Source organism: Sphaerisporangium sp. NPDC004334 (assembly GCF_053602655.1).
The window spans coordinates 294,087-318,413 of sequence record NZ_JBSGDZ010000004.1 but is presented as its reverse complement, the minus strand read 5'-3'; the positions used below and the strand labels follow the sequence as shown (position 1 = coordinate 318,413).

Below are 24,327 nucleotides of genomic sequence, written 5' to 3'. Positions count from 1 at the left end.
GGCCCGCATGGCCGGTCCCGGGCCCGCCGATACCGCCCGTCCCGGTGGGCGCGGGGGCCCAAGCCGGGCCGGGGATCTCCCTCCTACGATGGGCCGGGTGACGATCCGTCGCGGTATCCCCCCGCTTCTCATCGGTCTCACCCTGCTCGTCTCGGCCTGCACCCAGGACGAGACGCCCAAGGCGCAGATCGGCGAGGTCCGGCGCGCCCCCGTCAGCGAGGTCGTCGAGGCCCCCGGCACCGTCGGCGCCCGCGCCACGGCCACCCTGCGATCCCCGGCGGCCGGCACGGTCGCGAAGCTGTACGTCCGCGACGGCGACACGGTGGACAAGGGGGAGATCCTCGCCCGCATCAGCTCCCCGCAGGCGAAGGACCAGCTCGACCAGGCGCGCCGCGCCGAACGGCAGGTGTCCAGGCCGGTCCGGCTCGGCGGCGCGGCGCCGGCCCCGAGCATCCGGCTCGCCGGGCCGAACCTCACCGCCCCCCTCGACCGCGAGGTGGCGCGCGGGTTCGCCAGAGCCCGCGCCGCGGCCGGGAAGATCCAGGACAGGCGGGTGCGCGCGCAGCTCCTGGCCGCCGTCGCCGCCGCCGAGACCCAGCATCGCGCCCAGCGCGCGGCGCTCGACCAGATCATCCAGAGCCTCACCCGGTCGGTCAACCAGACGCTCTCCCAGGTCAGCGGCCAGATCGGCACGGGGCTCGGCGGGCTCGCCGCGTCGATGTCCTCCCTCCAAGCGGCGTCCAGGAGCCAGGCGAGGGCCGCGGTGAAGGTGGCGGGCGCGACGGTGAAGGGCCTGACGATCAAGGCGCCCTTCGACGGGGTGGTCACGCTGGGCGGCCCGTCCGGCGGCGGCGCCTCCGGCCTCGGCTCCCTGCTCGGCCAACTCCCGGCGGGCCTGTCCGGCCAGGCCGAAGCCGCCGCGGGCGCGTCCGGCGGCGGCGCGGCGGCCGCGGGCTCCGCGGGCCCGATCGCCGCCGGGGTGCCGGTCGCGGCGGGCGACGCCATCGCCACCGTGACCGACGTCTCGCGGCTGACGCTGTCCGCCGACGTGGACGAGACCGACGTGCTCCTGGTCACCCGCGGCGTGAAGGCGGAAGCCGAGCTGGACGCCGTCTCCGGGGCCACCTACCGGGCGAAGGTCGCCGGCGTGGGCGTGACGCCCAAGGAGGGCACCACCGGCGGGGTGAGCTACCCCGTGCGGCTCACCCTCGGCGAGGGCGTCTACGACGACGGCGGGCAGGCGCCGCCCCCCAAACCGGGCATGAGCGCCGTCGTCCGGCTGACCGTGCGCGAGTCGCCCGACGCGGTGGCGGTGCCCGCGGCGAGCGTCGTCACCAGCGGCAGGGACACCGTGGTGTGGGTCGTGCGCGCCGACGGCACGGCGGAGCGCAGGGTGGTCAAGCTGGGCGCCCAGGGCGACGCCCTGGTCGAGGTGGCCCGGGGCCTGACGCCGGGGGAGCGGGTCGTCGTCAAGGGCGCCGACACCGTGCGGCAGGACCAGAAGCTCACATGACGGCCGCGGGCCGGCCGCGGCCGGAGGACCGGCGGGCGCGGGACGCCGGGACGCCGGCCCCCGCCTTCGAGGCCGTCGACCTCACCCGCTCCTACAAGCTGGAGGGGGTGTCGGTGGACGCGCTGCGCGGGGTGAGCCTGCGCATCGACCACGGCGAGTTCGTCGCCATCGTCGGCCCGTCCGGATCGGGCAAGTCGACGCTCATGCACCTGCTCGGCTGCCTGGACCGGCCCACCTCGGGCACGTTGCGGGTGGACGGGGTGGAGGTGTCCACGCTGGACGACACCGGGCTCGCCGAGCTGCGCAACCAGGCCGTGGGCTTCGTGTTCCAGTCCTTCCACCTGCTCGGGCGCACCTCCGCGCTGGAGAACGTGGCCCTGCCCCTGGTGTACCGGGGGGTGGGCCGGGCCGAGCGCAGAGAGCGGGCCAGGCGGGCGCTGTCGGCCGTGGGGCTCGCGCACCGCCTGGACCACCGGCCCTCCCAGATGTCCGGCGGCGAGCAGCAGCGGGTGGCCATCGCCCGCGCCCTCGTGGGCGATCCCAAGGTGGTACTGGCGGACGAGCCGACCGGGAACCTCGACTCCCGCAACGGCCGGGAGGTGATGGGCATCCTGGCCGACCTGAACTCCGAGCGGGGGGTGGCGGTGGTGCTGGTCACCCACGAGCGCGAGGTGGCCGACCTCGCCCGCCGCCGCGTCCACGTCCGCGACGGCGTCATCGAACGCGACGAACGGGACGCCCCGGCGGCGCCGCCCGGGCGCGCCGACCGGGACGGGGGGCCGGCTCGCCCTGAGGGGCCGGTTCGCGGGGACGGCCCGGCCGCCGGGGATGGGCCGGTCCGGGGTGATCGGCCGTGAGGAGCGCCGAGGCGCTGCGCATGGCGCTGGAGGCGCTGCGGGTCAACCGGCTGCGCAGCGCGCTGACGATGTTCGGCGTCGTCATCGGCGTGTCGGCCGTGGTGATCCTGGTCGCCATCGGCACCGGCGCCAAGGAGGCGGTCGAGGGGGAGATCGCCGGGCTCGGCAGCAACATCATCCTCGTCGTGCCCGGCCAGGTGGGGCTCGGCGCGGCCCCCACCCAGAGCCGCCTGGACCTCGCCGACGTCGCCTACGTCCGCCGCGTGGTCGGCGACCCCGGCAAGGTCACCGTCGCGGTCAACTCCGGCGAGTCGGTGCGCGTGGGCCGCACCGAGGTCTTCGCCACCATCACCGGCACCGACGAGAACCTGCCGAACATCTTCGAACGCCCGCTGCGCCGGGGCAGGTACCTCAGCGGGACCGACGTGGACACCCGGCGGCGCGTCGCGGTGCTCGGCTCGGAGGTCGGGGCCAAGCTCTTCGGGGACCTCGACCCGATCGGCCGGCAGGTCACCATCGCCGGCGTGCGCTTCCGCGTCATCGGGCTGTACGAGCCGGTGGGCGCGACCTTCGGCGTGGCGCGGGACCAGGAGGTGCACGTCCCGGTCACCACGGCGCAGCGGCTGATCGGCCTGTCGCGGATCAACGGCATCGCGGTCGGGGCCTCCGGCCCGGACGAGATCGAGCCGTTGCGGCAGCGCGTCCTGCGCGGGCTTGAGGGCCGCTACCCGGGCGAGCGGTTCAGCGCGGTCACCCAGACGCAGCTCCTTGGCACCATCGGCAGCGTGCTCGGCATGCTGACCGGCGTCCTGGCCGCCATCGCCGGCATCTCGCTGCTGGTGGGCGGGGTGGGCGTCTCCAACATCATGCTGGTGAGCGTGCGGGAGCGCACGCGCGAGATCGGCCTGCGCAAGGCGCTCGGCGCCCGGCAGCGCGACGTGCTCGGGCAGTTCCTCATCGAGGCGGTGCTGCTCACCACGATCGGCGGCGTCATCGGCATCCTGATCGGCGTGGGCGGCTCCCTGCTGATCCAGGCGGTCTCGCCGGTGCCGGCCGCGATCACCTGGTGGTCGGTGGCGCTGGCGTTCGGGGTCTCGGCGGGCGTCGGGGTCTTCTTCGGCGTCGCGCCCGCCCGCCGCGCGGCGCGGCTCGACCCGGTCATCGCCCTGCGCGCCGAATGAACCGATCCCTCGTGCGGTACGGTCGTTTCATGGGGTGGCGCGGAGAGCTGGTGATCGAATGAGCCGGTCCGTGCGGGTCGTCTGGGACGACAAGCTGATCTCCTACGACTTCGGGCCCGGGCATCCCCTGGCACCGATCCGCGTCGAGCTGACGATGGCGCTTGCGCGTGACCTCGGGGTGCTCGACAAGGTCGAGATGGTGGGCTGCGCGCCGGCGACCGACGACGAGCTCGCCCTGGTGCACCGGCGCGACTACATCGAGGCGGTCAAGCGCGTCTCGGCGACCGGGCTGCCCGATCTGTCCTGCGGCCTCGGCACGGTCGACAACCCGGCCTTCGCCGGCGTGCACGAGGCGTCCGCGCTGATCGCCGGCGCCTCCATCGAGGCGTGCCGTGCGGTGTGGACGGGAGCGGCCGAGCACGCGCTGAACATCGCCGGCGGGCTCCACCACGCGATGCCGGGCGCGGCCAGCGGCTTCTGCGTCTACAACGACCCGGCGGCGGGCATCGCCTGGATGCTGGAGCAGGGCGCGCGCCGCGTCGCCTACGTCGATGTGGACGTCCACCACGGCGACGGCGTCCAGGCGATCTTCTACGACGATCCACGGGTGCTGACGATCAGCCTGCACGAGAGCCCGCGCACACTGTTCCCCGGCACCGGTTTCCCCAGCGAGACCGGCGTCGACGGGACGGCCGTCAACGTCGCGCTCCCGGCCGGGTGCGGCGACGCGGGGTGGCTGCGCGCCTTCCACGCGGTCGTCCCGCCGCTGCTGCGCGAGTTCCAGCCCGACGTGCTGTTCAGCCAGCAGGGGTGCGACGGCCACGCGCTGGACCCGCTGGCTCATCTCATGCTCAGCCTGGACTGCCAGAGGCAGGCGTACGCCGCGTTGCACGCTCTGGCGCACGAGACGGCGGGCGGCCGGTGGGTGGCCACCGGCGGCGGAGGGTACGAGCTGGTCCAGGTGGTGCCGCGCGCGTGGAGCCACCTGATCGCCGAGGCGGCCGGGGAGCCGGTCGACCCGCAGACGGTCACTCCTGAGAGCTGGCGCGAGTACGTCGCGCTGCGCACGGGCGAGGTGCCGCCGCTGCACATGACCGACGGCCGCCGGCCCGACTACCGCGACTTCTCGGCGGGGTACGACCCGGCGGACCCGGTGGACCGCGCGATCATGGCGACGCGCAAGGCCGTCTTCCCCCTCCACGGCCTCGATCCGATGCCCTGAGCGCGCCCGGTGGCCCGCCCGCGGAGTCGCAGGCGCAGACTAGGCAGAAGGGGCCGTGCCCGCTCTCCCCGCCACGGCGCCCGAAGAAAACGGAATTTCGTCATTTGTCAGATGGTTACGATCGTGTGGGACCTGTCGATCGAGCGCTCCTGGCGATCCGCGCGGTGATCCGTCGTTCCACGGGGCGACCCAGCGCCGTGGTCCTGCCTGGTCGAGCCGCCGGCGTGACGCCGTGAACGCCGGCCGGCCGCTGAGCGCACGGAGATGATCATGCAGACCGCGAGCCCACCCACAAGGAGTGAGCTGACCCAGCACCTGGTGAACACGAAGATCGCCGGGAACATCGCGACCAGCCGGGAGAACAACCTCGACCACTACCGCTCCCTCGCCCTCGGTGACCCGTACTACATGTTCGGCCTCACTTTCGACAACGAGTGGACCTACCGGGACGTGCTCGCGCTCATGGCCAAGTCCGCAGGCGTGATCGACGATCCCGAGCACCGGGCGGGCCAGGACACCATCGACCCCGAGCGCACCATCGACGCCCTCGAAGGGATGGCCGCGCGCATCGCGGCCGCGCTGCGCAAGCCCGACCCGCGCATCATCATCGCCACCGGCCACCCCACCGGGATCATGACGATCCACCTCGCCCTCGCCCGGTTCGCCGCCGCGCGCGGCGCGACGCTGCTCACCCCGGCGGAGGGCCTGATGATCTCCAGCGGGGGCCTGGGCCGCAAGCGCCGCGTCATGTACTTCGACGAGGTGGCCGTGCTGGCCGACGGGGGCGCGCTGGTGCACTCCCACGACCCGGCGCCGATGCAGGCGATGCTCGCCCGGCTCGACGGGGACCGGCCCGACCTGGTGATCGCCGACCACGGGTGGGCGGGCGCGGCCGGCGAGGCGGGGGTCGAGACGGTCGGATTCGCCGACAGCAACGACCCCGGGCTGTTCGTCGGCGAGGCCGAGGGCAAGATCGCCGTCACCGTGCCGCTGGACGACAATGTGTTCCCCCGGCACTACGCTCCGTTGACCTCGTATCTGATCGCACGGGTCGAGAGTGACCTGTGAGGCGATCGGCACCTATTCCGGTCTGCCTCTAACTTCCGTTTCGCGCGTGTATTGGGTCTGGCGCGTCGACCGTTTGCCAACTTTTTTGTGATCCCAAGCGACTCTAATGGGACACGGTTGGACCGAGTGACAGATCGAGATCAGGGCTCGGCCTGGCTGCTGGCCAGCGACTTCTCCCGTTCTGGTGGCAGGAGTCTCCGATCACTGATGGAATAGGGGGTTTGCGCGATCGGAGTCGCGTTCTACGCTGACAGCAGTACACGTGCGTGAGCAATGGCACCAGTGGGGATAACCCGGAAACACGTGCGGAAGAGGCGTCCGATGGGTGCAGGCGAAAGACCTCTCAGCGAGGTGAAGTTCCTGACGGTGGCAGAGGTCGCCACCGTCATGCGGGTGTCCAAGATGACGGTGTACCGGCTGGTTCACTCAGGCGAGTTACCGGCCATCCGGGTCGGGCGATCCTTCAGGGTGCCTGAGCAGGCGGTGCACGACTACCTCAGGGATGCGTTCATCGAAGCGGGTTGAATGGATCAGTGATGACATCACCGGTCGTTCGCCGAACTCGCTGATGTCGAACGCGGGGTCCGCGATGACGCGGACCTGACCGGAAACGGGGTGGGCGGCCGGCCGCCCGCGTCGTCCGGTCGCCGGTCATTGACGTCCGGCGGCCACGCGGGTTCCCCCCAGGGAGCGATCGACCGCGAATCGCCGGTAGGCTGTTGGATCGGTGTGCGCCTTGGCGAGGCGCCGTCCCGTGGTTCAGGTGTGCCGTGCCTACGGCGCGTCCGGGCCGTGGGGTGTGCGACCCGCCGTCTCGCGCGCATTGATGTTGACCAACCTACCTTCACCTGGGGGTCCCGTGGGCTCTGTGATCAAGAAGCGTCGTAAGCGCATGGCGAAGAAGAAGCACCGCAAGCTTCTCAAGAAGACCCGCATCCAGCGGCGTAACAAGAAGTAGTAGCGCGGACCGACAACGCAGAGCGGCGGGCCGGGCGGGCCGATCTCACCATCGCCATCCCGGTGAGCCCGAGCCGAGCGCGACCACGAGCGAGTGATTCTGCGAGGCGGCGATGACACACACCGTGCTCGTCACGGGAGTCTCCCGGCACATCGGTGCCCGGGTGGCGAGCGTCCTCGCTGCCGACCCGGACATCGACCGGGTCATCGGAGTGGACACCGCGCCGCCGTCCTCGAAATCGCTGGGCGGCGGCGGCGTCGAGCTGGGCCGCACCGAGTTCGTCCGGGTTGATCTGCGCAGCCCGGACATCGCGCGTGTCATCGCGGCCGCGGACATCGACACCGTCGTGCACATGAGCCTGGTGAGCGCCCCGTCGGGCGCCGCCGGCCGGTCGTCGATGAAAGAGCACAACGTCATCGGCACCATGCAGCTGCTCGGCGCGTGCCAGCGGTCGGCGACGGTGCGCAAGGTCGTGGTGCGCTCGACCACGGCCGTCTACGGCTCGTCCCCGCACGACCCGGCGGTGTTCACCGAGGACACCGAACCGGTCGACGCCCCGATCCGCGGCTACGCCAAGGACGCCACCGAGGTGGAGTCCTACGTGCGCGGATTCGCCAGGCGGCGGCCCGACGTCTCGGTCTCGACGCTGCGCTTCGCCAACTTCATGGGCCCCGGCGTCGACTCGCCGCTGACCCGCTACTTCGAGCTGCCCGTGTTGCCGACGGTGTTCGGCTTCGACCCGCGCCTGCAGTTCGTCCACGAGGACGACGGAGTGGAGGTGCTGCGGCGCATGGCCCTGGAAGACCACCCCGGCACCTACAACGTCGCCGGCGACGGCGTCATGCTCCTGTCACAGTGCGTGCGCAGGAGTGGCCGCCCGGCCCTCCCGGTGCTCTCCACCGCCTTCCGCGTCCTCGGCGACCTGGCGCGCGGCGCGGGGCGCGTCGAGTTCTCCCCCGAACAGCTCGGCCTGATGAGCTACGGGCGCGCCGTGGACGCCGGCCGGCTCGCCGCCGAGCTCGACTGGCGGCCCAAGTTCTCCACCGCGTCGGCGTTCGACGACTTCCTCCACTCGCGTGGCTTGTTTGGCGGTATGCCACTCACTGTGATCGACTGGCTGTCGACAGTGCTGGGTGGGGGTGCGCGACGGTGAAGAAGACAGAGATGCCGCATGACTTTCGTGATGAGGAGCCCGGAACAGCCCGGGTCATCCCCATCACCGCGGCGCGGCGCCGGGCCACCGACGGCGGCGCGGGTGCCGTCGAGGACCGCCTGGCCGCCCTGCTGGACTTCCTGCGCCGGCGCGTCGCCGGGGAGTACGAGGTCGACGAGTTCGGGTTCGATCCCGAACTGAACGACAAGGTGCTCCTTGAGCTGATCCGCCCGCTCTACCGCCACTGGTTCCGCGTCGAGACCACCGGCCTGGCCAACGTGCCCGGCGAGGCGGGCGCGCTCGTGGTCGCCAACCACTCGGGCACCGTCCCCGTCGACGCGCTGATGCTCCAGGTCGCGCTGCACGACGAGCACCCCGCGCACCGCGCGCTGCGCCTGCTCGGCGCCGATCTGGTCTACCAGCTCCCCGTCCTCGGCCACCTGTCCCGCAAGTCCGGTCACACGCTCGCCTGTCCCGAGGACGCCGACCGGCTCATGCGCAAGGGCGAGCTGGTCGGGGTGTTCCCCGAAGGCTTCAAGGGCGTCGGCAAGCCGTTCTCCGAGCGGTACAAGCTCCAGCGTTTCGGGCGCGGCGGCTTCGTGGCCTCGGCGATCCGCGCCCAGGTGCCGATCATCCCGTGCGCCATCGTCGGCGCCGAGGAGATCTACCCCAAGATCGGCGACTTCCGTTCGCTCGCCCGGCTGCTCGGCCTGCCCTACATCCCGATCACGCCGCTGTTCCCGTGGCTCGGGCCGCTGGGGCTGGTGCCTCTGCCGTCGAAGTGGATGATCCAGTTCGGCGAGCCGGTGCGCACCGACGAGTACGACCCGGAGGAGGCCGAGGACCCGATGCTGGTCTTCAACCTCACCGACCAGGTCCGCGAACTCATCCAGCAGCAACTCAACCACCTACGCCTCCAACGAGGCCACGCCTTCCCCCCGTTCTTCTAGACCGTCCCCAGCGGGCCGGGCCCGCCACTGGATCGGGGCGGTCCACGGTGAGGTGTTCAACTGCCGTAATTCTTCGGACCGTAACCACTGCGTAGTCATATGGTCACGGTGTGCTGACGACCTATCAGGAGATCCGGGACCGGATCTACACGCTGACCCGCGACCTCGGCATGCGTGTCGATCGGGCCGAGACGACACCGCTGTTCCGCCTGCGGAGGTCAGGGGGTGGGTGGGTAGTCGGTGGAGGTGGTGAGGGGGGCCCATTTGCGGGCTTCGGCGGTTCGTTCGTCGGCGGAGCGCAGGGCGGAGGTCAGGGCGTCGGAGCCGAGCAGCAGGCGTCGCGGCGGCTCCTCGGCCTCGACGACGGCGATGATCGCCTGGGCCGCGCGGGCGGGGTCGCCCGGCTCGTTGCCGCTGTAGCGGGCGCGCATGCGCAGCCACTCGCCGATGGTCTGGTCGTAGTCCTCGCCGACAGGGGCCTGCGCGGTGGCCGCGCCGGCGTTCCAGTTCGTGCGGAAGCCGCCGGGCTCGACGATGGTCACCTTGACGCCGAGGGGCGCCACCTCGTTGGCCAGCACCTCCGAGAAGCCCTCGACGCCGAACTTGGCCGTCTGGTAGGCGCTGAGGCCGGGGCTGCCGCCCACGCGTCCGCCGATGGAGGAGATCTGGACGATGTGGCCGGAGCGCCGGCGTCGCATGAACGGCAGCACGGCCCTGGTCACGTTGACGACCCCGAACAGGTTGACCTCGATCTGGGCGCGGAACTCCTCTTCGGGGAACTCCTCGATGGCGGCGCTGGTGGCGTAGCCGGCGTTGTTGACCACGACGTCCAGCGAGCCGAACCGCTCGGCGGCCGCCTCCACCACGGCCCGGACGGCGGCGGGGTCGGTGACGTCCAGCGCGACGGGAAGCAGGCGTCCCTCGTGCCGCCGCGCGAGGTCACCGAGCGCCCCGGGAGCGCGCGAGGTCGCCACCACCTGGTCGCCGTGCGCGAGCACGGCCTCGACCAGGTCGCGGCCGATGCCGCTCGAACCGCCGGTGACCAGCCAGGTCCTCATGATCCGTTCTCCTTCTGACATGGGGCGATGCGTCGTCGCTTCGCCAACTGACACACTAACGTGACAGTAACGCCACTTTATGCCCCGTCGCTGAGTCGGAGAGAACGTGATGTGCCACACACGGGTAGAGTGGCGAAGTCATGAGAGCTGATGCCGCGCGCAACCTGGACGCGGTCCTGCGCACCGGCGCCCGCCTGCTGGCCGAGGACCCCTCGACCAGCATGGGCACGATCGCCGCCGAGGCCGGGGTCGACCGGCGCACCGTCTACCGGCGCTTCCCCACCCGTGAGGCCCTGCTCGCCGCCGTCTTCCAGGCCAAGCTCGACTCCGCGGAGCGCGTGCTGGACGAGGCCCGGCTGGTGGAGGCCCCGGTGGCGGTGGCGCTGCACCGCTACGTGGAGGGCATCGTCCCGGTGAGCCGCGAGTGGCCGGTGGACGTGCGCAAGATGATGCGCGCCGATCCGGCCGCGAGCGTCCGCAGACAGGCGCAGAGCGCGCGGCTCGATAGGTTCGTCCAGCGGGCGGCCGACGAGGGGCTGCTGCGCGGGGACGTGCCGGTCGCCTGGGCCCGCGCCACCCTGGACGACCTCGTCGACGCCGCCGCCCACCGGTTCCGCGAGCTGGAGCCGCCCCGGGCCGCCGATCTCGTCGTGGACACGCTGCTCAACGGCCTCGGCCGGCGATAGGCGGCCGCGGCGTCGAAAGCCGGCGGTGCGGAGTTCCCAAGCCGGCGTGCGGGGATCGAAGGCCGGCGGTCGCAGGGGCCGGACCCGAGGGCCGGGCGGCGTCGTCGAGGTCAGACCTTGCGCCAGCCGGGGGTCCAGACGCCGTTCTCGACGGTGTAGTCGCCGAACAGGGCGGGGGCCTCCTTGGCCATCAGCTCGCCGACCTTGCCGAAGATCAGCCGGATCTCCTCCTCGGCCCCCGCCGCCGTGCGGTTCTCGATGACGTGCCGAAGGGTGCGCACGTTGGCGGTCCACACCATGCCGGTGGCCAGGCCCTCGGGCGCGAAGCGCCGCATGAAGGAGGTCTTGGCCTTCTTCTCGCCGAAAGGCACGCCCTGCTCGTCCAGCCCGAAGTGGCCGGCCATCCAGTGCTGGAACTCCTCCATCCGCCCGAGCAGCTCGCTCGCCCGTTCCATCAGCTCCGGATCGGCGAGGGCCCACTGGGGGAACCAGAACGGCAGGTCGTCCAGCCGCACGAAGCGCAGCGACTCCTGCGAGACCGCCGTGCCGGCCCGGTGGCGGACCAGTTCGTGCGTGGCCACCCTGCTGACGTCGTGCAGGACGAACGAGAAGCTCACGTGCTCCAGCACCGAGCCATGGGCGCTGGCCAGGATGTTGCGGAGGTAGTCCTCCTGGTCGGTGCGGATGCGGGTGACGTTGGGGTTCAGCCCCGGCTCCCAGGAGCGGTAGCAGATGCGCCCGGCGAACTCGGCGAGGTTCTGCGCGTCGTCCAGATCGCCGCGGTCGACCCTCTCAAGCCAGTTGTCCCCGCCCACCTCGGCGAGATAGCCGGCGACCTCGTCGTAGTCCAGCCGGGGGCGGGCGATGAGACGGACCTCGGGCTCCACGTGACGCAAGGTGATCCTCCGCGGCGACTTTCCGGAAAACGGCCGCCACGAGTCTGCCATGCCTGCTCGCCGCGCCGCCCACGGACGGTCGGCTCAGGCGGAGCGGTAGTGCTTCCTGAGGGCGATGGCGGCGGCGACGCCGCCCGCCACGGCGCCCGCGCCCGCCGCGATGGGAAGCCCGATCATGGTGGCCCTGCGGCCGGTGCGGAAGTCCTTGACCGACCACTCGTTCTGCCTGGCGTGCTCGAGCAGCAGGCTGTCGGGGTTCACCGCGATCGGGTGGCCGACGAGCTGGAGCAGGGGCAGGTCGTTGGCGGAGTCGCTGTAAGCGGTGCAGCGCGACAGGTCCAGGCCCTCACGGCGGGCCAGCGCCTTGACCGCCTCGGCCTTGGCGGGGCCGTGCAGCAGGTCGCCCACGAGGCGGCCGGTGTAGACGCCGTTCTCGGTCTCGGCGACCGTGCCGAGCGCGCCGGTCAGCCCGAGGCGCTGGGCGATCACGCGGGACAGCTCGACCGGGGTGGCGGTCACCAGCCAGACGCGCTGGCCGTTGTCCAGATGGCTCTGCGCGAGCGCGCGGGTGCCGGCCCAGATGCGGTCGGCCATGACCTCGTCGTAGATCTCCTCGCCGAGGCGCACGACGTCGTCCACCTTGAGGCCGACGACGAACGCCAGAGCGGTCTCCTTCGCCCGGGCGATGTGCTCGGGGTTCTCGTTGCCGCGCACCCGGAACAGGGCCTGGCCGAGCGCGAACATCACCAGGTCCTTGGTGGTGAACAGCCCGCGGGAGGCGAGCCCGCGGGCGAAGTGGTAGATCGAGGCGCCGCGCATCATCGTGTTGTCGACGTCGAAGAAGGCCGCGGCGGTGGGGTCGGGCTCGGCGACCGGCCATGACACCGCCGCCGCCGCGGCGACCTCCCCGGCTATCTCGGCCTCGGTGTGCCGTCGCAGTAACCGCCTCATAGCACCTCAGCTTAACCGGGAGAAGGGGGTGGAGTCGGTGTACATCGCGTTAGCGTGGCGTGACGGCTCGGGCGCGCGGCGGCGTACGGAAGGGCCTGCCGCACCGCCCTTCGTGTGGGTCGTAGGGCCCGTCAGGGGGTCATGTCCTCGATCATGTCGAGGTAGGCGCTGGCCTTCATGCGGTCGTCGCCGCCGAGCTGGGGGATCATCGGCTCGACGACGTCACGCTGTTCCTTGGTGAAGCGCTTGAGCGCCGGGGCGTGCGTCCCCTGCCGCTTGACGTGCCCGAGCGCCGACAGCGCCGACCGGGTGGTGGAGGTCATCTCGTCCAGGGTGGGCCCGATGAGCCGCTCACGCCGGGAGTCGGGGTAGCCGAGCAGCGCGGCGGCCTCGGTGGCGCGGGAGTGGGCGGCCGTCAGCTCGCGCTGGGCGCGTTCGATGTCGTCGGTGGTGAGGCTCAGCACGGTGGCCTCGGCGGCCCGCTTGATCGGGTAGAGGTTGTCGCCGGGCACCGAGGCGTAGGTCTGGACCCCGGTGACCACCATCACGGCGGTCAGGGCGACGATCAGCGCGCCCGGCCGGAGCCGGACGAGGAGCGGGGGGCGGCGACGGCGCCGCCCGGTGTCCGGCTCGAGATCGGGGCCGGTGACCTGGGCGGCCAGGATCTCCTCGCGGAGCCGGGCGCGGAAGTCGGGGCTCGGGCCGTGGGCGGGCTCGGCGCCCATCGCGCGGAGCCGGGCCGCGAAATGGGGTTGAGGGCGCCGACGGCTGCCGGCGGACGAACGCCTGTGCGGCCACCGCGTAGGCCCCCACTTGCCCATGAAAGCTCCCTGCCGCGCCCACTACGATGATCCATAGGTGCTACATGCCCAACGATGCGGGGAGCCATCAGGTTACGGCCGCCCCGCCGGCCGGAGATCCCTCGCGAGGGTCACCCTAGATCAATTGAGATCGTCCGGAAGAGCCCTGGCGAGCGCGCGGACCGCGCGGAACTGCAGGGCCTTGATCGCGCCGCTCTTCTTGCCCATGATCAGCGCCGTCTCGGCCAGCGACATGCCGTGCAGGAAGCGCAGGACCACGCACTCCTGCTGCTCGGGATTGAGGTCGCGGACGGCCCGCAGGACGCTCTCGCTGACCATGGTCGCCACCACCGCGTTCTCCGGGATGTGCGGCCCGTCCATGGGAGTGTCCAGCACCTCGGCGGTGGACACCTCCATGCGGTAGCGGCCGGACTTGAAATGGTCGGCCACCAGGTTCCTGGCGATGGTCACCAGCCACGCGCCGAAGTCCCTGCCCTGCCAGGTGAAGTCGGCGATGCGCCGCAGGGCCCGCAGGAACGTCTCGCTGGTGATGTCCTCCGCCAGCGCGTGGCCGCCCACCCGGAAGTAGACATAGCGATAGACGAGATCGACGTAGCGGTCGTACAGCGCCGCGAAGGCGTCCGCGTCGCCGGTCTTGGCGCGCAGGACGATCCTGCGCAGTTCGTCGGCGTCCGGGGAGGGACGTTCGCGCTGCTCGGCGGCGGCGCGGGTGGGGTTCACTGTGTCGGCCGATCCTGGTGGGGAAAGCCCGGCGACCGACCATGAGTTCGACATCCGGTATCCCTGGGGAGCAAAGGGAAGGGCGCGTGCGTGCTCGAACACTCTAGAAATCATCGGGAAATTACACAATCCACTTTGCCTCAGTAACTACCACGCGTAACAGGAGTGCTGTGGCACTTCGGACACCGGCTACCGGTTTGGAGGTAATGTCCGGCAGAGTTGGGGCCATCATGGAAGCCGTCGTTGCCGTCACCGCCTTCGCGGGTGCGCTGTTCGCCGCCATCACCACTGGCATCCTGGTCGGACGTCTCAGGGACGACCGGAGCGGCTGGCTCATCGCCTGGACCGTCACCACCTCGGCGCTCTGCCTGGCCCTGGGCGCCGTCGCCATCGGGCACCTGATGAGGTTCGGGCCCGTGACCTTCAGGGTCTACCAGATCACCGGGGCGTTCCTCGCGCCGTTCTGGCTGGCCATAGGCATGATCCAGATGCTCGCCGTGAAAGCCCCCGCGAAGTTCGCCGCCTGGCTTCTCGGCATTGCCTTCACGTTGATCACCACGGTCATCCTGATCCTCGACCCGGTGAGCAACCCCGAGAAGTTCACCACGACCCTGCCGCTCGGGGACACCCACTGGACGATCATCCCGACGGCCCTGCTGAACGCCGCCCACGCCATCATCTATCTGATCCTCATCGGCTGCCTGATCCTCGCCGTCCTGCGCTGGCGCGGCGGCGACGACGTGGACGCCGACAACATGCACGCCGGCGTGGTGCTGGCGCCCACGGGCCTCGCCCTGGTGGGCGCCGTGCGCTTCGCGATCCCCGGCGTGTTCGCGGCCCTGGTGACCATCCTCATGGTCGGGGCCGTCTGGTACGCCGTCGCCCGCCCCCTCGCCCCCTACGACGAGGATCGCGACGGCCCTGACGACGACTGGGACGACGCGCGTCCCACCGCGCGCCGCCGGGCCGCCGAGCCCGAGGCCCCCTACGAGTCGTCGGGGCCGCTGCCGGCGACTCCGGCGATGTCGCCGCCGCGCCGCTCCGGGCTCGGCGACCTGGTGGCCGAGTACCGCGCCAACGACCCGGGCGACGTCGACTACGCGGCCCGCATGCAGCCCTCCGGCGGCTTCGGCGGGGCGGGGGGCCAGGGTGGGCCCGGTGGCCAGGGCGGCTATGGCGGTCCGATGACCGGCGAGTTCATCAACCCCGACGCCCCGGGCGGCGCTCCGGGGCAGGGCGCTCCGGGGCAGGGCGCGCCGGGGCTCGCGGGCCCGTACGGCTCGCCCATGCCGGGAGCGCCGGGCCGCCCGGCGGGCGGCCATCAGGGGCCGGGGGCCGGCGACCCGGCCGGGCAGCACGGGCGGGGACCCTTCGACCCCGCCGCCGGCCTCGCCGGGCCGAACGGCTCGCACCGCGCCCCGGGGCCGGACGCCGCGATGCCGGCCACCGGCATGCTGTTCAACAGCAACGAGATCAACCAGACCCTCGGCCGGCCGGACATCCCCGTCGCCGGCGGACGCCGGGGCGAGTCGCCGCTGCCCTCGGGCCCGTCCGTGCGGCCCTCGCCGAGCATCTATGGCCTGCTCACCGTGTTCACGCTGATCGACGGGTCGGGTGAGGCGTTCGACCGGCTGGCGGAGGAGACCGTCGAGGCCGTGCAGCGCAGCGAGCCCGACACGCTGATCTTCGTCTGCCACGCGGTCAAGTCGGCCCCGCTGCAGCGCATCGTGTACGAGCTCTACCGGGACGAGGTGGCCTTCAGCGAGCACCAGCGCCAGGCGCACATGGAGCGCTTCGCCCGCGAGCGGGTGGCCCATGTGCTGGCCGCCAACGTCATCGAGCTCAACGTCAACGCCGCCAAGGTCGTCCCCCTCCCGACCGCCTTCAGGGTCTAGCCGGGCTTGGGGCAGGTGGCGTCAGGCGGACAGGGCGGCGCGCAGGCGCGCCTCCTCGACGCGCCAGAAGTCGTGCTGGACGCCGTCGATGAGGGTGACCGGGATCATCTCCCAGTAGGCGGCCTGGTCATCCTCGGAGGCGGTGATGTCGCGTTCCTCCCAGGCGACCCCGAGCTCCGCCGCCACCTTCTCGATGACGGCCCTGGCGTCGTCGCACAGGTGGCAGCCGGGTTTGCCGAGCAGGGTGATCGTGTGGTCGCGCGGAGGCATGGACCCAGCCTAACGGCACCCCCCTCTGTGCGACCGATCACAGTGGCGGGGCCGGATCGGGGACCACCACCCCTAGCTGCGACAGTTGGGACCCGAGAGGAGGCGCTCGCACTTTGTGCATAGCTTCACAAAGGTACTAACCTGGATGCCTGCGCCCTTCTCCTCGACATCCGTCGCAACGCGAGCGCGGCCGGGGCGCACCGGCCGCCCGTCCCCTGGAGCTCCGGTCAAGTGACCCGCCGCCCGTCCCACGCGCGCGAACGTGGCATCCCCGATGCGACCGTCGCGCGGCTGCCGCTCTACCTGCGCGCGTTGAACGGACTCGCGGAACGGGGCACGGCCACCGTAAGCTCGGAAGACCTGGCCGTCGCCGCAGGGGTGAACTCCGCCAAGCTCCGCAAGGACCTGTCGCACCTGGGGTCTTACGGGACGCGCGGCGTCGGCTACGACGTCCAATACCTGATCTACCAGATCTCCCGCGAGCTGGGCCTGACGCAGGACTGGGCCGTGGCCATCGTCGGGGTCGGCAACCTCGGCCGCGCGCTCGCCGCCTATGGGGGGTTCGTCTCCCGGGGGTTCCGGGTGGCCGCGCTGTTCGACGCCGACTCGGCCGTGGTCGGCGAGCAGCTCGTGGGGATGGCCGTGCAGCACACAGACGAGCTGGAAAGCGTGATCGACAAGCGGGGGGTGTCCATCGTGGTCATCGCGACGCCCGCGGCGGCCGCCCAGCAGGTGGCCGACCGGGTCATCGCGGCCGGGATCACGAGTATCTTGAACTTCGCCCCCGTCGTGCTCACCGTGCCTGACGGAGTCGATGTCCGCAAGGTCGACCTCTCGACCGAACTGCAGATTCTTGCGTTCCATGAGCAGCGCAAAGCGGATCGTGAAACAGGGAGCCCCATGATGGCCGAGGACTGGGCCGAGGCGATGGACGCATGAGCCTTCTCGCGGTAGGTCTCAGCCACCGGACGGCGCCGGTAGCGCTGCTCGAACGCGTCTCGGCGTCCGGGGACGCCTTAGTGAAGCTGCTGCACGACATCGCCCGCGACGAGCACGTGTCCGAGGTGATGATCGTCTCCACCTGCAACCGGGTCGAGGTGTACGCCGAGGTCGACCGCTTCCACGGCGGCGTCACCGCGGTCACCGGCATGCTCGGCGCGCACTCCGGCGTCCCCCAGGAGCAGCTCACCCGCCACCTGTACGTCCACTACGAGGACAGGGTGGTCGAGCACCTGTTCACGGTGGCCTGCGGCCTTGACTCCATGGTCGTCGGCGAGGGGCAGATCCTCGGCCAGGTGCGCCAGTCGCTGCGCCTGGCCCAGGAGCAGGGCACCGCGGGCACCATCTTGAACGAGCTGGCCCAGCAGGCACTGCGCGTCGGCAAGCGCGCCCACACCGAGACCGGCATCGACCGCGCGGGCGCGTCGCTGGTCGGCGTGGGCCTCACTCTGGCCGAACGGGTCCTCGGCCCCCTGCAGGGCAGGCGGGCGCTGGTGGTGGGCGCGGGCTCGATGAGCGCGCTGTCCACGGCGACCCTCGGCCGGGCCGGCGTGACCGACATCGTGGTGGCCAACCGCACCTTCGAGCGGGCCGCGCGCCTGGCGCAGAGCGTCGGCGGCCGTGCGGTCGAGCTGTCGGACGTCGAGCGCGAGCTCGCCGCCGCCGACCTGGTCATTTCATGCACCGGAGCAGGTAGCGTTGTCATCGACACCGAAATGGTGGCGCGGGTTCCGCGCGGCAAGCCGCTGTTCCTGCTCGACCTCGCGCTTCCACACGACGTGGACCCCGGCGTCCGCACCGTTCCCGGCGTCACCCTGGTCGACCTGGAGTCCATGCAGCAGGCCGGGCTCGGCGACCAGGCCGACGGCGGCGACGGCGTCTCCGAGGGCGTCGCCGCGGTCCGGGCCATCGTGGCGGCCGAGGTGTGCGCCTACCTGCGCGCCGAGCGCGCGGCCAAGGTCACCCCGACGGTGGTGGCCCTGCGGTCCAAGGCCGCCGACGTCGTGGAGGCCGAGCTCGGACGCCTGGTCACCCGGGTGCCCGAGATGGACGAGCGGGTGCGCGGCGAGATCGCGCAGACCGTCCGCAGGGTCGTGGACAAACTGCTCCACGAGCCGACGGTGCGTGTCAAGCGGTTGGCCGCGTCCCCGGCGGGTGATCATTATGCCGAGGCGCTGCGCGAGCTGTTCGACCTGAACCCGAAGGTGCCGGAGGCGGTGACGAGGGCCGACGTGGCCGAGGTGGAGACCGTCGAGACCGGGGGCACCGGTCACGCAGGCGAGGAGGACGCATGAGCGGCGAGGCCCTGAAACTCGGCGTCCTGCGCCTGGGCACCCGCAGGAGCCTGATGGCCACGACCCAGTCGGGGCAGGTGGCCGACCGGCTCACCGCGCTGACCGGGCACACCGTCGAGCTGGTCGGCGTCACGACCTTCGGCGACGTCACCAAGACCCAGCTCGCGCAGCTCGGCGGCACCGGCGTGTTCGTCAGCGCCCTGCGCGACAAGCTCATCGCGGGCGACATCGACTTCGCGGTCCACTCCCTGAAGGATCTTCCGACCAAGCCCGACCCGCGCGTGGTCGTCGCGGCCATCCCGCCCAGGGACGACCCGCGCGACGCGCTCGTCGGCCCGGCCGGGCTCGCCGACCTCCCGCCCGGCGCCCGCGTGGGCACCGGCTCCCCGCGCCGGGTGGCCCAGCTCCGCCTGCTGCGCCCCGACCTCGACTACGTCCCGATCCGCGGCAACGCCGACACCCGCATCGGCAAGGTCTCCTCCGGTGAGCTCAGCGCCGTCGTGCTGGCCGCCGCCGGGCTCGGGCGCATCGGCCGCGAGGCCGAGATCTCCCAGCTTTTCGACGTCGACGAGATGCTTCCCGCGCCGGGCCAGGGGGCCCTCGCGGTGGAGTGCCGCGCCGACGACGCCGCCCTCGTCGAGCTGCTCGCCGTCCTGGACGACCCGCGCACCCGCGCGGCCGTCACCGCCGAGCGCGCCCTGCTGGCCACCCTGGAGGGCGGCTGTCACGCGCCCGTAGGTGCGTACGCGGCCGATGACGGGCACATTCTCAACCTGACCGCCACCGTGGTCGCCATCGATGGCGCCCGGTCGGTGCGCAAGTCCACCGCCGGTGATCCCTCGGCGGCCATGGAGCTCGGTCGCGACCTCGCGGCCGCCATGATCGCAGAGGGAGCCGGCACGTTGATGGGGGAGCGGACCCATTGAGCTCCGGAAGCCAGACCAGCAAGACCACCGAGCCCGGCACCGCGGAGGCCACGGGGGCGCCGCGGGCCACGGGCGGCCGTGACGGCGACGCCCGGGGTCGCGCCGGTTTCGTGGCGTTCGTGGGCGCAGGGCCGGGGGACGAGAACCTCCTGACCCTGCGCGGCGCCGACCTGCTGTCGCGGGCCGACGTCGTCGTGCTCGACAAGGAGGCCTACGGCGGCCTGCTGCGCCACTGCCGCGACGACGTCAAGGTCGTTGACGTCTCCGACGACATGGGCGCGGTGTCGCTCAAGGCCGTGCAGGAGGCCAAGGCCGGGTACAACGTCGTGCGGCTGTGCGCCGGCGACCCCGGCTTCTTCTCCTCGGTGTCGGAGGAGGTCGCGGCGTGCGCCAAGGCCGACGTCGAGTTCGAGATCGTGCCGGGCGTGCCGCCCGCGACGGCCGTGCTGACCTACGCGGGCATCGCCCCCGCCGTGGCGGTGCCGGAGTTCCGCGTCGTGGACGCCGCGCGGGTCGACGACTGGTCGGTCCACGCCGCCGCCCCGGGCACCGTGGTGATCTACAACGGCATCGGCGAGGCGGTCCCGATCGCCAAGGCGCTGATGGCCGCGGGCAGGCCCGACGGCACGCCGGTCGCGGTCACCCAGAGCGGCACCACCACCGAGCAGTACACCGTGGTCTCCTCGCTCGGCCGGCTCGCCGCCGACCTCAAGCACGCCGGCATCGCCGAGCCCGCGATCATCGTCGTCGGCGACGCCGTCGCCACCCGCGACCGGCTGTCGTGGTTCGAGAACAAGCCGCTGTTCGGCTGGCGGGTCCTGGTGCCGCGCACCAAGGAGCAGTCCGCCGGGCTGTCGGAGCAGCTCCGCTCGTACGGCGCGGTGCCCGAGGAGGTGCCGACGATCTCCGTGGAGCCGCCGCGCACCCCGCAGCAGATGGACCGCGCCATCAAGGGCCTGGTCACCGGCCGCTACGAGTGGGTCGCCTTCACCTCGGCCAACGCCGTCAAGGCGATCAGGGAGAAGTTCGAGGAGTACGGCCTGGACGCGCGGGCGTTCGCCGGGCTCAAGGTCGCGGCGGTCGGCGAGGCGACCTCCAGGGCGCTGGTGGAGTTCGGCGTCAAACCCGACCTGGTTCCGGTGGGCGAGCACTCCTCCGAGGGGCTGCTCGCCGAGTGGCCGCCGTACGACTCGATGCTCGACCCGATCAACCGCGTGCTGCTGCCGCGCGCCGACATCGCGACCGAGACGCTCATCGCCGGGCTCACCGAGCTGGGCTGGGAGTGCGACGACGTCACGGCCTACCGCACCGTCCGGGCGGCCCCGCCGCCCGCGCCGATCCGCGAGGCGATCAAGGGCGGCGGCTTCGACGCCGTGCTGTTCACCTCCTCCAGCACCGTGCGCAACCTGGTCGGCATCGCCGGCAAGCCGCACAACGTGACGGTCATCGCGGTCATCGGGCCGCAGACCGCCAAGACCGCCGAGGAGTTCGGCCTGCGCGTGGACATCATGGCCGACAATCCTTCGGCTTCGGCACTGGCGGCCGCCCTGGCCGAGTACGGTGCCAAGCAGCGCCAGGCGGCCCTCGCCGCAGGCGACGTTCCCCGGCGGCCCTCACAGACCCGAAGGGGCGCCCGCCGGAGGGCCAAGTGACCGGCGGCCTGGCCGGGCCGCCGACGTAGCCGAGATCCCCAGGTCAACGCGTGCGCGCGGGTCGCCGAGACCGGCCTGGTGAGTGGGAGATGAGATGACCGACGCGCAGTTCCCCGTCGCGCGGCCCCGCAGGCTGCGCAGCGGCCCGGCGATGCGGCGCATGGTGGCGGGCACCCGGCTGCACCCGGCCGAGCTGGTGCTGCCGATGTTCGTCAAGGAGGGCGTCACCGAGCCGCAGCCGGTCTCGTCGATGCCGGGCGTGGTCCAGCACACCCGCGACTCGCTGCGCAAGGCCGCGCACGAGGCCGCGGAGGCCGGCGTGGGCGGCCTCATCCTGTTCGGCATCCCCGAGGTCAAGGACGCCCGCGGCTCGGCCGGCGACGACCCGGACGGCGTCGTCCAGAAGGCCGTGGCCGACCTGCGCGCCGACCTCGGCGACGCCGTCGTGGTGATGACCGACACCTGCCTGGACGAGTTCACCGACCACGGGCACTGCGGCGTGCTGACCGCCGCGGGCGAGGTCGACAACGACGCCACGCTGGAGCGCTACGCCTCGGTGGCCGTCGCCCAGGCCAGGGCCGGCTCGCAGGTCATCGCGCCGAGCGGCATGATGGACGGCCAGGTGGGCGCCATCCGCGCCGCGCTGGACGCCGACGGCTTCTCGGGCGTGCCGATCCTCGCCTACTCGGCCAAGTACGCCTCGGGCTTCTACGGGCCCTTCAGGGAGGCCGCCGAGTGCGCTCCGCAGTTCGGCGACCGCAACGCCTACCAGCAGGACCCTGCGGGGCCGGTGGGCGAGGCGCTGCGCGAGGTGCGCCTGGACCTCGCCGAGGGCGCCGACGCCGTCATGGTCAAGCCCGCGCTGGCCTACCTGGACATTCTGCGCCAGGTGCGCGACAGCGTGGACGTGCCCGTCGCCGCCTACCAGGTGAGCGGCGAGTACGCCATGGTGGAGGCCGCGGCGGCCAACGGCTGGATCGACCGCGACCGCATCATCATGGAGTCGCTGATCGCCATCCGGCGCGCCGGTGCGGACATGATCCTCACCTATTGGGCTACCGAAGTGGCCAGGAGACTATCCTGACGGGCCATTTTCCGGGGGTCGGCTCACCTTGGGCGGCCGCCATCGTGCATCATCGGTGAAAGGCAGGGGTGGGGGAGGAACACGATGGTGGGGGTACCGCTGGCGGCTCGCCGGGCGAAAAGGCGAGCGCGATCTCATGCGAAGGCACACGCGATCACCTCGGTGCTCGAGTACGCCGAGATGGGCTGGGCGAGCTGTATGGGCGCCCACCCGCTACGCGAGGGCGCGCGCGCCTGCTCGTGTGACCGGGTCGGCTGTCCCGACCCGGGCGTCCACCCGATCTCCCCGGCCTGGAAGATGATGGCCACCACCGACGCCGCGCTGCTCACCCGATGGTGGGAGCAGAACCCCGAGGCGAACGTAATTCTCCCCACCGGCAGGGTGTTCGACGTCTTCGACGTGCCGGCCACGGCGGGCCAGTCCGCCCTCGCCGCCATGGACGCCGCGAACTTCACCACGGGCCCGGTCGCCGCCAACGGCGACCGGGTCCTTTTCTATGTGGCCACGCGTGGCGCCCCCGAAGACGAGGACGAGTGGTGGTCCTGCCACCTCGACCACACCCCCGAGACGATCGAGGACACCCCGGGCCTGCGCTGGCACTGCCGCGACAGCTACGTCCTGGCCCCGCCGTCGTCGCTGGCCGACGGCTCGCACGCCCGCTGGCTGCGCCCGCCCGACGGCCGGCCCCTGCCCGACCCGCTCCACGTCCTCGACCGACTGGCCGACGCCGCCGAGTGACCCCCGCCGGGAGCGGCCCCCGCGGCGTCCACGGGGCTCGCCGAGGGCCGGCGCCGCCGGGGACTAACCTGGACGCGTGAGCCGTACGAAGATCTCAGAGGACCTGTTCGAGCGCGCCCGTGCCGTCGTGCCCGGCGGCGTCAACTCCCCGGTGCGCGCCTTCGGCGCCGTCGGTGGCACGCCCCGGTTCATGGAGTCCGGCGAGGGCCCGTACATCGTGGACGCCGACGGCAACCGCTACGTCGACCTGGTGTGCTCCTGGGGCCCGATGATCCTCGGCCACCGGCACCCCGCCGTCGTCGAGGCCCTCGCGCAGGCCCTCACGCGCGGCACGTCCTTCGGCACCGCGACGCGCGGCGAGGTCGAGCTGGCCGAGGAGATCGTCTCCCGGGTCGCGCCGGTCGAGAAGGTCCGGCTGGTCAGCTCCGGCACCGAGGCCACCATGTCGGCGGTGCGGCTCGCGCGCGGGTTCACCGGGCGCTCGCGCGTGGTGAAGTTCGCCGGGTGCTACCACGGCCACGTCGACGCGCTGCTCGCCGCCGCGGGGTCAGGGGTGGTGACCTTCGGCCTGCCCGACACCCCGGGCGTCACGGGCTCCTCCGCCGCCGACACCATCGTCCTGCCCTACAACTCGCCCGAGGCGGTGCGCGAGGCGTTCGCCGCGTACGGCGGCGACATCGCCTGTGTGATCACCGAGGCGTGCCCGGCGAACATGGGCGTGGTGCCGCCCGCCCCGGGGTTCAACGAGCTGCTCCGCGAGCTGTGCACGGCGAACGGCGCCCTGCTCATCGTGGACGAGGTGCTCACCGGCTTCCGGGTCACCGACGCCGGCTGGTACGGCCTGGCGCCGGTGGAGGCCGACCTGATGACCTTCGGCAAGGTCATGGGCGGCGGCCTGCCGGCGGCGGCGTTCGGCGGGCGCGCCGAGGTCATGAGCCGCCTGGCGCCCGAGGGGCCGGTCTACCAGGCGGGCACCCTGTCGGGTAACCCGCTGGCCTGCGCGGCCGGGCTGGCGACGCTGCGCGCCTGCGACGAGGAGGTCTACGACCGCGTCGACGCGGCCGCCCTGATCGTCGGGCGGGCGGCGTCGGACGCGCTGGCCGCCGCCGGGGTGCCGCACCGGCTCCAGCGGGCGGGCAACCTGTTCTCGGTGTTCTTCACCGATGCCCCGGTCACCGACTTCGACGGGGCGCGCACCCAGGACACCGCCGCCTATCGCGCCTTCTTCCACTCCATGCTCGACCAGGGCGTCTACCTGCCGCCCTCGGCGTACGAGGCGTGGTTCCTGTCCGCCGCCCACGACGAGGAGGCCGTGACCCGGGTGGCCGAGGCGCTGCCCGCCGCGGCCAAGGCGGCCGCGGCCGCCTCCGCGGGCTGACCCGGCGGCGCCTCTGCGGAACGACCCGGCGGCGCGTTCGCGAAGCGCCGGTTACG

General features: G+C 72.3%; 24 protein-coding genes. 18 read left to right on the top strand and 6 right to left on the bottom strand.

Annotated features, from left to right (window positions below; genetic code table 11):
* Window positions 1–97: 97 nt before the first annotated feature.
* The 9 genes from ACWEN6_RS06880 (at window position 98) to ACWEN6_RS06840 (ending at window position 8,902) form a co-directional block, all read left to right on the top strand.
* Window positions 98–1,513 (top strand): efflux RND transporter periplasmic adaptor subunit, encoded by a 1,416-nt coding sequence (locus ACWEN6_RS06880; protein ID WP_452569330.1) that lies wholly within the window; start codon window positions 98–100, stop codon window positions 1,511–1,513.
* Entirely contained in the window at window positions 1,510–2,370 is an 861-nt protein-coding gene (locus ACWEN6_RS06875) for an ABC transporter ATP-binding protein (protein WP_452569329.1), read from the top strand. The genes ACWEN6_RS06880 and ACWEN6_RS06875 overlap by 4 nt, the downstream gene beginning before the upstream one ends.
* Window positions 2,367–3,551 carry an ABC transporter permease gene (locus ACWEN6_RS06870; RefSeq protein WP_354837762.1) on the top strand — a complete coding sequence of 395 codons (1,185 nt, stop codon included), beginning with the start codon at window positions 2,367–2,369 and terminating at the stop codon, window positions 3,549–3,551. The genes ACWEN6_RS06875 and ACWEN6_RS06870 overlap by 4 nt, the downstream gene beginning before the upstream one ends.
* A gap of 58 nt (window positions 3,552–3,609) precedes the next feature.
* A complete protein-coding gene (locus tag ACWEN6_RS06865) occupies window positions 3,610–4,773 on the top strand; it encodes an acetoin utilization protein AcuC (protein WP_452569328.1) in 1,164 nt (387 codons plus the stop codon).
* Between the two features lie 270 nt (window positions 4,774–5,043).
* Entirely contained in the window at window positions 5,044–5,841 is a 798-nt protein-coding gene (locus ACWEN6_RS06860; RefSeq protein WP_452569327.1) for a phosphatase, read from the top strand.
* Window positions 5,842–6,162: 321 nt separating this feature from the next.
* Window positions 6,163–6,366: a helix-turn-helix domain-containing protein gene (locus tag ACWEN6_RS06855; RefSeq protein ID WP_030456159.1), complete on the top strand. Its 204-nt coding sequence runs from the start codon at window positions 6,163–6,165 to the stop codon at window positions 6,364–6,366.
* A 334-nt stretch (window positions 6,367–6,700) separates the two neighbouring features.
* Complete coding sequence (locus ACWEN6_RS06850; protein ID WP_018654693.1) at window positions 6,701–6,799, top strand: 30S ribosomal protein bS22; 99 nt, start codon at window positions 6,701–6,703, stop codon at window positions 6,797–6,799.
* A gap of 112 nt (window positions 6,800–6,911) precedes the next feature.
* Window positions 6,912–7,952, top strand: coding sequence for an NAD-dependent epimerase/dehydratase family protein (locus tag ACWEN6_RS06845; RefSeq protein ID WP_452569326.1), 1,041 nt, complete (start codon window positions 6,912–6,914; stop codon window positions 7,950–7,952).
* Between the two features lie 11 nt (window positions 7,953–7,963).
* Window positions 7,964–8,902 (top strand): lysophospholipid acyltransferase family protein, encoded by a 939-nt coding sequence (locus ACWEN6_RS06840; protein ID WP_452569325.1) that lies wholly within the window; start codon window positions 7,964–7,966, stop codon window positions 8,900–8,902.
* 218 nt (window positions 8,903–9,120) lie between these two features.
* Here ACWEN6_RS06840 and ACWEN6_RS06835 read toward each other — a convergent pair whose 3' ends face one another.
* Window positions 9,121–9,960: an oxidoreductase gene (locus tag ACWEN6_RS06835; RefSeq protein ID WP_452569324.1), complete on the bottom strand. Its 840-nt coding sequence runs from the start codon at window positions 9,958–9,960 to the stop codon at window positions 9,121–9,123.
* Between the two features lie 140 nt (window positions 9,961–10,100).
* Between ACWEN6_RS06835 and ACWEN6_RS06830 the strand changes: the two genes are divergently transcribed.
* Entirely contained in the window at window positions 10,101–10,646 is a 546-nt protein-coding gene (locus ACWEN6_RS06830; RefSeq protein WP_452569323.1) for a TetR/AcrR family transcriptional regulator, read from the top strand.
* Between the two features lie 110 nt (window positions 10,647–10,756).
* Here the strand turns inward: ACWEN6_RS06830 and thyX are convergent, their stop codons facing one another.
* From thyX to ACWEN6_RS06810, 4 genes are all read right to left on the bottom strand, one after another.
* A complete protein-coding gene (thyX, locus tag ACWEN6_RS06825) occupies window positions 10,757–11,542 on the bottom strand; it encodes an FAD-dependent thymidylate synthase (protein WP_354923176.1) in 786 nt (261 codons plus the stop codon).
* Between the two features lie 84 nt (window positions 11,543–11,626).
* The gene (locus ACWEN6_RS06820; RefSeq protein WP_452569322.1) at window positions 11,627–12,493 is read right to left on the bottom strand and encodes an HAD family hydrolase; all 867 of its coding nucleotides are present in this window, start codon (window positions 12,491–12,493) and stop codon (window positions 11,627–11,629) included.
* A 131-nt stretch (window positions 12,494–12,624) separates the two neighbouring features.
* On the bottom strand, window positions 12,625–13,218 hold the full coding sequence (locus tag ACWEN6_RS06815) for a DUF5667 domain-containing protein (RefSeq protein WP_354837787.1): 594 nt from the start codon (window positions 13,216–13,218) through the stop codon (window positions 12,625–12,627).
* 216 nt (window positions 13,219–13,434) lie between these two features.
* The gene (locus tag ACWEN6_RS06810) at window positions 13,435–14,088 is read right to left on the bottom strand and encodes a sigma-70 family RNA polymerase sigma factor (protein WP_452569321.1); all 654 of its coding nucleotides are present in this window, start codon (window positions 14,086–14,088) and stop codon (window positions 13,435–13,437) included.
* Between the two features lie 176 nt (window positions 14,089–14,264).
* Here ACWEN6_RS06810 and ACWEN6_RS06805 point away from each other — a divergent pair, with 176 nt between their 5' ends.
* A complete protein-coding gene (locus tag ACWEN6_RS06805) occupies window positions 14,265–15,929 on the top strand; it encodes an antibiotic biosynthesis monooxygenase (RefSeq protein WP_452569320.1) in 1,665 nt (554 codons plus the stop codon).
* Window positions 15,930–15,950: 21 nt separating this feature from the next.
* Here ACWEN6_RS06805 and ACWEN6_RS06800 read toward each other — a convergent pair whose 3' ends face one another.
* Window positions 15,951–16,199 (bottom strand): glutaredoxin family protein, encoded by a 249-nt coding sequence (locus tag ACWEN6_RS06800; RefSeq protein WP_452569319.1) that lies wholly within the window; start codon window positions 16,197–16,199, stop codon window positions 15,951–15,953.
* A gap of 231 nt (window positions 16,200–16,430) precedes the next feature.
* Here ACWEN6_RS06800 and ACWEN6_RS06795 point away from each other — a divergent pair, with 231 nt between their 5' ends.
* From ACWEN6_RS06795 to hemL, 7 genes are all read left to right on the top strand, one after another.
* Complete coding sequence (locus tag ACWEN6_RS06795; protein ID WP_452569318.1) at window positions 16,431–17,138, top strand: redox-sensing transcriptional repressor Rex; 708 nt, start codon at window positions 16,431–16,433, stop codon at window positions 17,136–17,138.
* A complete protein-coding gene (locus ACWEN6_RS06790; RefSeq protein WP_452569317.1) occupies window positions 17,135–18,493 on the top strand; it encodes a glutamyl-tRNA reductase in 1,359 nt (452 codons plus the stop codon). Before ACWEN6_RS06795 ends, ACWEN6_RS06790 begins: the two co-directional genes overlap by 4 nt.
* Entirely contained in the window at window positions 18,490–19,419 is a 930-nt protein-coding gene (gene hemC / locus ACWEN6_RS06785; protein WP_452569316.1) for a hydroxymethylbilane synthase, read from the top strand. The genes ACWEN6_RS06790 and hemC overlap by 4 nt, the downstream gene beginning before the upstream one ends.
* Window positions 19,420–19,538: 119 nt before the next feature.
* Window positions 19,539–21,071, top strand: a complete 1,533-nt coding sequence (locus tag ACWEN6_RS06780; protein WP_354923332.1) for a bifunctional uroporphyrinogen-III C-methyltransferase/uroporphyrinogen-III synthase — start codon at window positions 19,539–19,541, stop codon at window positions 21,069–21,071.
* Window positions 21,072–21,165: 94 nt separating this feature from the next.
* Window positions 21,166–22,155: a porphobilinogen synthase gene (gene hemB / locus ACWEN6_RS06775; protein ID WP_452569315.1), complete on the top strand. Its 990-nt coding sequence runs from the start codon at window positions 21,166–21,168 to the stop codon at window positions 22,153–22,155.
* A gap of 84 nt (window positions 22,156–22,239) precedes the next feature.
* Complete coding sequence (locus ACWEN6_RS06770; protein WP_354837803.1) at window positions 22,240–22,893, top strand: bifunctional DNA primase/polymerase; 654 nt, start codon at window positions 22,240–22,242, stop codon at window positions 22,891–22,893.
* Window positions 22,894–22,969: 76 nt separating this feature from the next.
* The gene (gene hemL / locus ACWEN6_RS06765; RefSeq protein ID WP_452569314.1) at window positions 22,970–24,271 is read left to right on the top strand and encodes a glutamate-1-semialdehyde 2,1-aminomutase; all 1,302 of its coding nucleotides are present in this window, start codon (window positions 22,970–22,972) and stop codon (window positions 24,269–24,271) included.
* The last annotated feature ends 56 nt before the right edge of the window (window positions 24,272–24,327 follow it).

What these genes read in the sequence shown, in the direction of transcription:
- ACWEN6_RS06875 (WP_452569329.1), top strand. Translation starts at nt 1,510, where the DNA reads ATGACGGCCGCGGGCCGGCCGCGGCCGGAGGACCGGCGGGCGCGGGAC.
- ACWEN6_RS06865 (WP_452569328.1), top strand. Translation starts at nt 3,610, where the DNA reads ATGAGCCGGTCCGTGCGGGTCGTCTGGGACGACAAGCTGATCTCCTAC.
- ACWEN6_RS06860 (WP_452569327.1), top strand. Translation starts at nt 5,044, where the DNA reads ATGCAGACCGCGAGCCCACCCACAAGGAGTGAGCTGACCCAGCACCTG.
- ACWEN6_RS06855 (WP_030456159.1), top strand. Translation starts at nt 6,163, where the DNA reads ATGGGTGCAGGCGAAAGACCTCTCAGCGAGGTGAAGTTCCTGACGGTG.
- ACWEN6_RS06845 (WP_452569326.1), top strand. Translation starts at nt 6,912, where the DNA reads ATGACACACACCGTGCTCGTCACGGGAGTCTCCCGGCACATCGGTGCC.
- ACWEN6_RS06840 (WP_452569325.1), top strand. Translation starts at nt 7,964, where the DNA reads ATGCCGCATGACTTTCGTGATGAGGAGCCCGGAACAGCCCGGGTCATC.
- ACWEN6_RS06835 (WP_452569324.1), bottom strand. Translation starts at nt 9,960, where the DNA reads ATGAGGACCTGGCTGGTCACCGGCGGTTCGAGCGGCATCGGCCGCGAC.
- ACWEN6_RS06830 (WP_452569323.1), top strand. Translation starts at nt 10,101, where the DNA reads ATGAGAGCTGATGCCGCGCGCAACCTGGACGCGGTCCTGCGCACCGGC.
- ACWEN6_RS06820 (WP_452569322.1), bottom strand. Translation starts at nt 12,493, where the DNA reads ATGAGGCGGTTACTGCGACGGCACACCGAGGCCGAGATAGCCGGGGAG.
- ACWEN6_RS06815 (WP_354837787.1), bottom strand. Translation starts at nt 13,218, where the DNA reads ATGGGCGCCGAGCCCGCCCACGGCCCGAGCCCCGACTTCCGCGCCCGG.
- ACWEN6_RS06810 (WP_452569321.1), bottom strand. Translation starts at nt 14,088, where the DNA reads ATGTCGAACTCATGGTCGGTCGCCGGGCTTTCCCCACCAGGATCGGCC.
- ACWEN6_RS06805 (WP_452569320.1), top strand. Translation starts at nt 14,265, where the DNA reads ATGGAAGCCGTCGTTGCCGTCACCGCCTTCGCGGGTGCGCTGTTCGCC.
- ACWEN6_RS06800 (WP_452569319.1), bottom strand. Translation starts at nt 16,199, where the DNA reads ATGCCTCCGCGCGACCACACGATCACCCTGCTCGGCAAACCCGGCTGC.
- ACWEN6_RS06790 (WP_452569317.1), top strand. Translation starts at nt 17,135, where the DNA reads ATGAGCCTTCTCGCGGTAGGTCTCAGCCACCGGACGGCGCCGGTAGCG.
- hemC (WP_452569316.1), top strand. Translation starts at nt 18,490, where the DNA reads ATGAGCGGCGAGGCCCTGAAACTCGGCGTCCTGCGCCTGGGCACCCGC.
- hemB (WP_452569315.1), top strand. Translation starts at nt 21,166, where the DNA reads ATGACCGACGCGCAGTTCCCCGTCGCGCGGCCCCGCAGGCTGCGCAGC.
- ACWEN6_RS06770 (WP_354837803.1), top strand. Translation starts at nt 22,240, where the DNA reads ATGGTGGGGGTACCGCTGGCGGCTCGCCGGGCGAAAAGGCGAGCGCGA.